Annotated in this window: 6 protein-coding genes; 1 reads left to right on the top strand and 5 read right to left on the bottom strand. The window is 55.5% G+C overall.

Annotation, left to right across the window (positions count from 1 at the left end):
• Window positions 1-259 precede the first annotated feature (259 nt).
• Entirely contained in the window at window positions 260-1,705 is a 1,446-nt protein-coding gene (locus QZP87_RS09215) for an adenylate/guanylate cyclase domain-containing protein (protein WP_291322626.1), read from the top strand.
• A gap of 74 nt (window positions 1,706-1,779) precedes the next feature.
• Here the strand turns inward: QZP87_RS09215 and QZP87_RS09210 are convergent, their stop codons facing one another.
• From QZP87_RS09210 to secA, 5 genes are all read right to left on the bottom strand, one after another.
• Window positions 1,780-3,144 carry an FAD-linked oxidase C-terminal domain-containing protein gene (locus QZP87_RS09210; RefSeq protein ID WP_291322625.1) on the bottom strand — a complete coding sequence of 455 codons (1,365 nt, stop codon included), beginning with the start codon at window positions 3,142-3,144 and terminating at the stop codon, window positions 1,780-1,782.
• A 38-nt stretch (window positions 3,145-3,182) separates the two neighbouring features.
• Window positions 3,183-3,650 (bottom strand): SsrA-binding protein SmpB, encoded by a 468-nt coding sequence (gene smpB, locus QZP87_RS09205; RefSeq protein WP_291322624.1) that lies wholly within the window; start codon window positions 3,648-3,650, stop codon window positions 3,183-3,185.
• Window positions 3,651-3,653: 3 nt separating this feature from the next.
• Window positions 3,654-4,250 carry an HD domain-containing protein gene (locus QZP87_RS09200; RefSeq protein WP_291322623.1) on the bottom strand — a complete coding sequence of 199 codons (597 nt, stop codon included), beginning with the start codon at window positions 4,248-4,250 and terminating at the stop codon, window positions 3,654-3,656.
• A gap of 99 nt (window positions 4,251-4,349) precedes the next feature.
• Complete coding sequence (argJ, locus tag QZP87_RS09195; protein WP_291322622.1) at window positions 4,350-5,534, bottom strand: bifunctional glutamate N-acetyltransferase/amino-acid acetyltransferase ArgJ; 1,185 nt, start codon at window positions 5,532-5,534, stop codon at window positions 4,350-4,352.
• 73 nt (window positions 5,535-5,607) lie between these two features.
• The gene (gene secA / locus QZP87_RS09190) at window positions 5,608-8,124 is read right to left on the bottom strand and encodes a preprotein translocase subunit SecA (protein WP_291322621.1); all 2,517 of its coding nucleotides are present in this window, start codon (window positions 8,122-8,124) and stop codon (window positions 5,608-5,610) included.
• Between the last annotated feature and the right edge of the window lie 405 nt (window positions 8,125-8,529).

Here is an 8,529-nt window from a genome sequence, read left to right as displayed (position 1 = left end):
GGCATCAGCCGCTTGCGCGGCGGGGGAGCACCTGAGCTTAGTGTCCAAAAATGAAACAGTCCCAGTGCCAAGTGCTGAACCCCCGTCATGGCTCAAATTTTTCTTGTTTTTTGTGACAGGGGTTCAGGAGTAAGTCACTATAACCCGCATCCCAAGCAAAAAAGTTGCTCCTGTCCACATAAAACTTTGTTGCTTCTTGCCGGGGTTCAAGCTAATGAAGCGTAAAAACTAAATTTAGTCCTGCACAGGAGGGATAACCATGCGCTTCAGCCTGAAGATTTTTATTTTCATGTTCGCCATCGCTTTCACAGTATCCGGGGCTGCAGGTTCATATTTCTATTACCAGTCTCAATCAGCCATGACCCGGTCCATTCAAAGCCAGCTGTTGACGGCTGCCAAATCTTTTTCCGGGCTTATTCCGGGCGATATTATTAATAGCCTCACCGAACCTGAAGATATGCACTCGGATGGGTACCGGCGAATTCAGGATATCCTGTATCAAATCAGCCAGACGAGTCCTGATTTCAGGTATGCCTACACCATGCGGCTGATTGACGGGGAGGTGTTCTTTGTTGTGGATTCCCCTCCCAGAGGCTACGATGATCCAGATCTGCAGCTGCCGCCGGAGGCTATGCCTGAGCCTGTGGGTGCGCACTACCCGGATGCGCCCCAGACCCTGCTGGACGGGTTTGATGGTCCAAGCGTGGATAACCGCATTTACGAGGATCAATGGGGCTGGACCATCTCCGGGTATGCCCCTGTCCTGGACTCCATGGGCGACCCTGTAGGCCTGCTGGGAATAGACATGTCAGCGGAGCATATGCACAGCAGGCTGAATGCCATCAGTCAGGCCGGCAAAATCTCCCTGGTGGTGGCGGCTCTTCTGGCGGTGATGTTTACAGTGATTCTGGCCAGGCATATCACCAGGCCCATAAAAGACCTGCACGAGGGTTTCAACCGCATAAGCTCCGGTGACCTGGAAACAAAAGTGCCGAAACGAGGCCGGGACGAACTCGGAGAACTCTCTGAGCATTTCAACAGCATGTTGAGCCAGCTCAGAGAAAAAAAGCTTTTGCAGACCAGCCTCGGCAAAATAATGCACCAGGATGTCATTAAAAAGTTCATGAAACAGGAGATATCCCTGGGGGGCGAAATAGCCGAGGCCAGCGTGTTGTTCTGCGACCTGCGGGGTTTTACAGGCATAAGCGAAAAGACTTCCCCCCAGAAGCTGGTGGAGCTTTTAAACAGCTATTTCTCGCTCATGGTAAAGGCGGTGGAAAAGCATGACGGCATGGTGGACAAGTTTGTGGGGGATAAAATCATGGCTGTATTCGGCCATCCCCAGCCCTCTGAATATGCTTCGGGGCAGGCTCTGAAGGCCGGGATGCAGATGCTCAAGGCCTGTGACGAGCTCAACATCGCCCTGGGCCCGGACCTTAAGCTGGAAAACAGCATCGGCATCCATTCCGGACGGGTCCTGGCAGGCAACATAGGCTCCCAGGAGCGCATGGAGTATACAGTCATAGGCGACGTAGTCAACACCGCCGCCCGGCTGGAATCCGCAACCAGGGTAATGGATACCAGGCTGGCCATAAGCGAATCGGCAGCCAGGGGCATCCCGGATCTACCACAAAGCATGGTCTACAATGGCGAACTGATCCTGCAGGGCAGGTCAGAAAAAACCGGGGTGTATATTTTGAAATGAGTACGTTCAAAGCGGGCTATGCCCGCAACCCTGTTATCTGTTATTTTTTATCACCCCAGCGAAACTACTAAAAACTATAGCTTGCCTGGGTTAAGAATATTTTCCGGGTCAAAGACTCTTTTGATGCCGCGCATGTACTCCAGGGCCAGGGCACCCGGCTGCCTGCCTGAAAAAGGTTTTTTACTGAGGCCCACCCCATGCTCCCCGGAAATGCTGCCCCCCAGTCCAAGCACCAGATCCATAAGTTCTTCCCTGGCACTTCTGATATGTAGTTCAATACCCTGCAGGGAGTCATCATACATGAAATTGACATGCAGGTTGCCGTCGCCCACGTGTCCGAAAACAAGCACCTGCAGGGAGTTGTCCCCGGCAATGCGGCGAATGCCCCGGATGGCCTGCAAAAGGCTTCCCCTGGGTACGCTTACGTCGTCGCTGGCCTTTCCAGTGCCCAGCCTGAAAGAGGCCGGATTGATCAGCCTGCGCAGTTCCCAGATACGCTCCTGCTCTTTATGCTCCGCCTCATCGCTGTAAACAGGGTTTGCAAGGCTTTGTCGAAGCGCCGCCATCTCCTGCTTTACACTGCCCTCCAAACCGTCGCACTGTATCACCAGGGCAGCCCCGGCATTATGCGGCCAGGGCATGTCGGCATAGCCTGAAAGGCACTCCAGTACCTCCCGGGGCAAAAACTCCAGGGCTGCGGGCAAAAGCCCGGCCCCGAAAATATTATCCACGCTTTCAAGGGCATGCTCTTCGTTTTCAAAGCAGGCCAGCATGGTTGCTGCATACTGCGGGAGGGGCAAAAGCTTGATCCAGGCCCCCACCACCACCCCCAGACAGCCTTCCGAGCCCACCATCAAGGAGGTCAGATCCAGTCCCACCACATTCTTGTGCACCCGCGCCCCGGTCATTAAAAGCTCTCCCCCGGGCAGGACCACCTCCAGGCCAAGGACATAATCCCGGGTAACTCCGTATTTTACGGCCCGCATTCCGCCGGCATTGGTGGCGATGTTGCCCCCAATGCTGCACACGCGCACGCTTGCCGGGTCCGGGGGGTAAAACAGCCCCCGGACTCTGGCAGCCTCCTGCAGTTCATAGGTAATGACCCCTGGCTGGACACAGGCTGTAAAATCCCGGTTGCTGATGGATACTATGCGGTTCAGCCTCAGACACGACAGGACAATACCGCCTGTATGCGGCACACAGGCCGAGACCACATTGGTCCCCCTGGCCCTGGGGATAACCGGAACCCGCTCCTGCAGGGCCCAGTGCATGACCATCCTGACCTGCTGCACCGTCTTCGGGAGAACCACGGCCCAGGGCATGGCGAACCGCCGTCCTGCGTCTGTACCATATATGAGTTTTTCCGGAGGGGTCAGAAGAAGGCAATCCTGTGGCAGTATTCTACCCAGGGATTTAATTTGCGATTTTTTAAGCGACATCCTGTCCCCCACATGCTCCTCTCCCCCATGCCTCAGGTTTACCTGTATTTAGCCATTTCCCTGGCGGTATCACGCTCCACGGCCTTTTGCTTCAGGGTTTCCCGGCGGTCATGCAGCCTCAGGCCCCGGGCCAGGGCGATTTCCACCTTGGCCTTGCCCTGCTTGAAGTACATGCGGGTGGGGATGACCGTCAGACCCTTTTGCTCCACCTTGCCCATGAAACGCTTGATCTCATTTTTATGTAAAAGAAGTCTGCGTGGCCGCACCGGGTCATGCTGGGCATAGCCGGCATGCTCATAAGGCGCGATATGTACATCCACCAGGTAGGCCTCACCCTGGTGAAAACGCACAAAGCCTTCCTTGAAGCTCACTTTACCCGCCCGCAGGGATTTTACCTCGGAGCCTGTAAGGGCAATGCCCGCCTCCAGGGTTTCAAATATTTCAAAATAATGGCGTACCTTGCGGTTGACCGCGATAATCTTTATGCCGCTGCTGCTTTTAGACATAATTCACTTCTTGTGCTTGCGCTCAATCCACCAGCGACTGTCCTGGCTTTCAAACCACCAGGCGGTGTGATCGCTTTCAAAAATGGCCCCGGCCAGTTTGCGACCGTATTCCGTCTTGACCCGCTCCCAGGCGTATTCCAGCCACCTGGTTGCGTACTTGTTGCCCAGGTCTTCCTGCTCCTTGAGATTCAGGATGAGATCCAACTGGTCCGCGTCCTCGGCCAGGCCTGCTTCCAGGGTGTAGTTGGCTTCCAGTTCATCGTGCAGGGGTATAACCTCATCTTCCAGCCCGGTGCCCTGCAGGGCATCCTCCAGGGCTGTGCGGTCATTGGTTTTATTGTACAGGCGGTTGACATAGTTCATGTCCCCCACTCTGGTTTCGTGGATATCGTGAAAAAGGCACATGTATACCGTCTTTTCCCGGTCGGCCCCGGCCATGCCGGCCAGTATGTAACCGATAATGGCGGTACGGAAACTGTGTTCGGCCACGTTTTCCGATCCCGTGCCCAGAAACTGGTAGCCGGTTCGCGGGGTTCTCTTAAGCATCCCCACTTCGTGCAGAAAATCAGCCACCCGGGGCAGGTTGAGTTTTGTGGTCATATGTTGCTCTTTATGTTGCGCGCACACTTGCACCCGACAGGCAGGCCCCAGACTTTTCAGTGCTGCAACCGCAAGACGGCATGCTTGCGCATTAGATTTTCAGCTGCGGTAATCCGAGTTTATCCGGATGTATTCGGGAGTTAGATCCGAGGCCATGAGAAAATATTCTCCATCCCCGCTTCCCAGATCAATATCCACCCGGATATCCCTGGATTTCAGCAGGGGGGCGAACACCTCGTCTACATCCATGTCCACCGGACCGCCATTGCAAAATATTTCCCGGCCTGCCAGGCTTAGCCTGACATTTGCCGGGTCAAACCCGGCCCCGCTTCGACCCAGGGCGGCCACTATGCGGCCCCAGTTGGGGTCCGTCCCGAACATGGCGGTCTTTACCAGGCTGGAGTTGCCCACCGCCCTGGCAGCCTTGCGTGCATCCAGGCTGTTCGCCGCCCCGGTGACCCGGATATGCATGACCTTGGTGCCGCCCTCGGCGTCCTTGACAATCTGGTAGGCCAGTTCCCTGCAGACCTCATACAGGGCTTTTCCGGCCATGTTCCAGTCATCACGGGTCCGGCAGCCGACAGCGGATGCTCCGTTGGCCAGGGCCAGGACACAGTCGTTGGTACTGGTGTCCCCGTCCACGGTGATGGCGTTGAAGCTCTGCTCCGCAGCCTGCCGGAGCATTGCCTGCCACTCAGGGCCGTTTATCTCTGTATCAGTCAGGACAAAGGCCAGCATGGTGGCCATGTCCGGGCAGATCATCCCCGCACCCTTGGTCATGCCCCAGAAACGTACCCTGCCGCCTTCCAGCTCGATTTCACGGGAAGCGGTCTTGGGAAACGTATCCGTGGTCATAATGGCCGTTGCCGCCTGCTCCCCGGTGCACTTGCCAAGGTTTTCAACCAGTCCGGGCAGGCTTATCTCCCAGCAGGACATGGGCATCCTCACACCGATGACACCGGTGGATGCAGGCAAAATACTGCCTGCAGAAATATCCAGAAGGCCGGCCAGCATCTCGATGCTTTTACGGCAGTCGGCCAGGCCATCAACCCCGGTACAGGCATTAGCCTGCCCGGCGTTTACCAGCAAGGCCTGGATAAGATCGCTGCCCTCCAGGTTTGCCCTGGCCACCTGTACCGGGGCGGCCTGGAAGGTATTTGTGGTGAACACCCCGGCCGCCCTGGCCGGGACCCGGCTGAATACCAGGGCCAGATCCGGGCGGTCCCTGTACCTGAACCCGGCCTGGGCCGCGGCCAGATCAAAACCCTGGGGCAAATCATGCATATCTCTTGATCCTCACGTAAATATCATTCAATTTCGGCCTCATTCATCATTCTTTTTCCCCATGCTCCAGGCCTCATCCGCAGCACTTTTTATATTTTTTGCCGCTTCCACAGGGGCAGGGGTCGTTGCGGCCCACCTTGGGCTCGGCTCTACGCTGAGGTTCTCTTTTAACCTCTTTTACCTCCTCGCCCTTTGGGGGTGCTCCATAACGCAGGTCTGACTGCTCCTTGTGCCTGAATCCTTCCACTTCTTCCTTTTTGCGGATTCTCAGGCGGCACAGTGCCCGGACCACGTTTTCCCTGATTCTGAAAAGCAGGTCCTCGAAAAGCTCAAAGCCTTCGCGCTTGTATTCCCTTTTGGGGTCGCGCTGGCCGTAGCCCCGAAGCCCTATGCCCTGCTTGAGGTGGTCCATCTGCAAAAGGTGCTCTTTCCAGTTGCGGTCCAGGCTTTCCAGCAGGAAAAACCGCAGCACTTCCTCGTACTGCTCCCCGGCATCCACCTTGAGCTGATCCAGGTGGGCCAGGATGGCGTTGTGGGTTTTTTCCCTTTCCGGAAACTCCACATCCGGGAGCAGGCGCTTGATATTGAAAACCTCCTCCAGGCGTCCCATGAGCATGGAACGTTCTTCTTCCTCTTCCATGTTTTCCGGAGATCCTTCCCCCACCGGGGAGTAGACTTCGTCCAGGACATCCTGGATCATGTCCAGGACATATTCCTCCAGGTTTTCAGCATGCATCAACTCCCGACGCTGGTTGTAGATAACAGTCCTCTGCTGGTTCATGACATCGTCAAAATCCAGCAATTGCTTGCGGATATTAAAATTGTGCGCCTCCACCTTGGTCTGGGCGTTTTCAATGGCTTTGGAGATCATCTTGTTTTCTATGGGCTGTCCGTCTTCCATGCCCAGCTTGTCCATCATGCCGGTGATACGCTCCGAGCCGAACAGCCGCAGGAGAGTATCGTCCAGGGCCAGGTAAAACCTGGATGATCCCGGATCGCCCTGACGCCCGGCCCTGCCCCGGAGCTGATTGTCTATGCGCCGGCTTTCGTGACGCTCTGTGCCCAGGATGTGCAAACCTCCCAGTTCACGAACTCCCTCTCCCAACACGATATCCGTACCCCTGCCGGCCATGTTGGTGGCCAGGGTCACCCGACCCATTTCACCGGCCAGAGCCACTATCTCGGCCTCGCGCTCGTGGTGCTTGGCGTTTAAGACCTCGTGAGGGACTTCTCTTTTCTTCAAAAGACTGGACAGGTGTTCGGACTTCTCAATGGAAGTGGTGCCTACCAGTACCGGCTGTCCACTGGAGTGCAGTTCCTGCAGATCGTCCGCTATGGCCTTGAACTTCTCCTGCTGGGTCTTGTAGACCACGTCCGCCAGATCCTTGCGGACCATGGTCTTGTGTGTGGGAATTACCACCACATCCAGATTGTAAATCTCCTTGAACTCCACAGCCTCTGTGTCTGCCGTGCCCGTCATGCCGGCCAGTTTGTCGTAGAGCCGGAAATAGTTCTGAAAAGTAATGGAGGCCAGGGTCTGGTTTTCTGCCTCCACCTTAACCCCTTCCTTGGCTTCCAGAGCCTGATGCAGTCCGTCCCCGAAACGCCGTCCGGGCATGAGTCTACCGGTGAATTCGTCCACTATAATGACCCGGCCGTCCTTGACGATGTACTCCGAGTCTTTGGCAAAAAGCTGGTGCGCCTTCAGGGCCTGCAGGATATGGTGCTGGTAGGTTATGTTTTCCGGGTCATACAGGTTTTCGATGCCCAGAATTTTCTCCACTTTATGCACTCCTTCATCGGTGAGGGTAACGGTCTTAGCCTTTTCATCCACGTTGAAGTCTTCGTCCTTTTTGAGCCTGGGTACCATGGAATTCATCCTGGCGTACAAGTCCACCGCCACATCCGCTGGTCCGGAAATAATAAGGGGGGTGCGGGCCTCGTCTATGAGGATACAGTCAACTTCGTCCACAATGGCGAATCGCAGTTCGCGCTGTACCAGTTGGTGGGCGTAAAACTTCATATGGTCCCGAAGGTAGTCGAACCCGAACTCGTTGTTGGTCCCGTAGGTGATATCTGCTGCGTAGGCCTGCCTGCGCTCCTCGTCGGTCATTCCGTGTACCACCACGCCCACTTCAAGGCCCAGAAAGTTATAGAGCTGTCCCATCCACTGCGCGTCGCGCCGGGCCAGGTAGTCATTGACAGTGACAATGTGGGAGCCTTTGCCGGCAAGGGCATTCAGCACCACCGGCATAGTAGCCACCAGGGTTTTGCCTTCACCGGTCTTCATCTCGGAAATACGCCCCTGGTGCAGGGCGATGCCGCCAATGAGCTGCACGTCAAAGTGACGCATGCCCAGGACCCGCAGGGAGGCCTCCCGCACCACTGCGAATACATGCGGCAGAAGGTCGTCCAGGGAGGCTCCCGCCGACACCTCTTCCTTCCAGGCCAGTATCCTGGACTGCAGCTGTTCGTCGTTAAGTGAACTGATCTCCTCCTCCAGGGAGTTGATGTGGTCCACCATAGGCCTTAATTTTTTAAGGTATCTCTCGTTTTTACTGCCGAATAGCTTTTTGACAATTCCAAACATTTATTTCCTCTTGCCCAGAAAACTCATTGGTGTTTTTTCGGGGCTCCTGTTGTTATTACAATATCCACGTTACCATAAGGGAAAGCAGAGGACAGGCACCCCGGGACCCGCTATCGCCTCGGCCACCGGGGACAGGCACTTTTGCCGATTTCAAACCGTAAAATAGGCAGACTATCCGGCGGCAAAAGAGCCAGTCCCCTTCCAGCTTAAAAAAAGTGTCGCTTTAGTGGCTTACTCCTGAAACCCTGTCAAAAAACAAGAAAGTTTGAACCACGAAGGCGCAAAGGACACAAAGGAAGAAAGCACAAAGGGTTTTGGTTTTTCATTTGCCGGGAAGACGGCAAATGAAAAGGCAGCCTTTTTGAAAACCGTTGCCCGGTTTTCAAAAAATACCCTCCTTACTGT

Source organism: Desulfonatronospira sp. (assembly GCA_003563255.1).
GTDB lineage: Bacteria > Desulfobacterota > Desulfovibrionia > Desulfovibrionales > Desulfonatronovibrionaceae > Desulfonatronospira.
Note: the sequence above shows the minus strand (reverse complement) of the source record. Positions and strands in the feature narration are given on the sequence as shown.

Coding starts and splice junctions, on each gene's coding strand:
- QZP87_RS09215 (WP_291322626.1), top strand. CDS start 260: ATGCGCTTCAGCCTGAAGATTTTTATTTTCATGTTCGCCATCGCTTTC.
- QZP87_RS09210 (WP_291322625.1), bottom strand. CDS start 3,144: ATGTCGCTTAAAAAATCGCAAATTAAATCCCTGGGTAGAATACTGCCA.
- smpB (WP_291322624.1), bottom strand. CDS start 3,650: ATGTCTAAAAGCAGCAGCGGCATAAAGATTATCGCGGTCAACCGCAAG.
- QZP87_RS09200 (WP_291322623.1), bottom strand. CDS start 4,250: ATGACCACAAAACTCAACCTGCCCCGGGTGGCTGATTTTCTGCACGAA.
- argJ (WP_291322622.1), bottom strand. CDS start 5,534: ATGCATGATTTGCCCCAGGGTTTTGATCTGGCCGCGGCCCAGGCCGGG.
- secA (WP_291322621.1), bottom strand. CDS start 8,124: ATGTTTGGAATTGTCAAAAAGCTATTCGGCAGTAAAAACGAGAGATAC.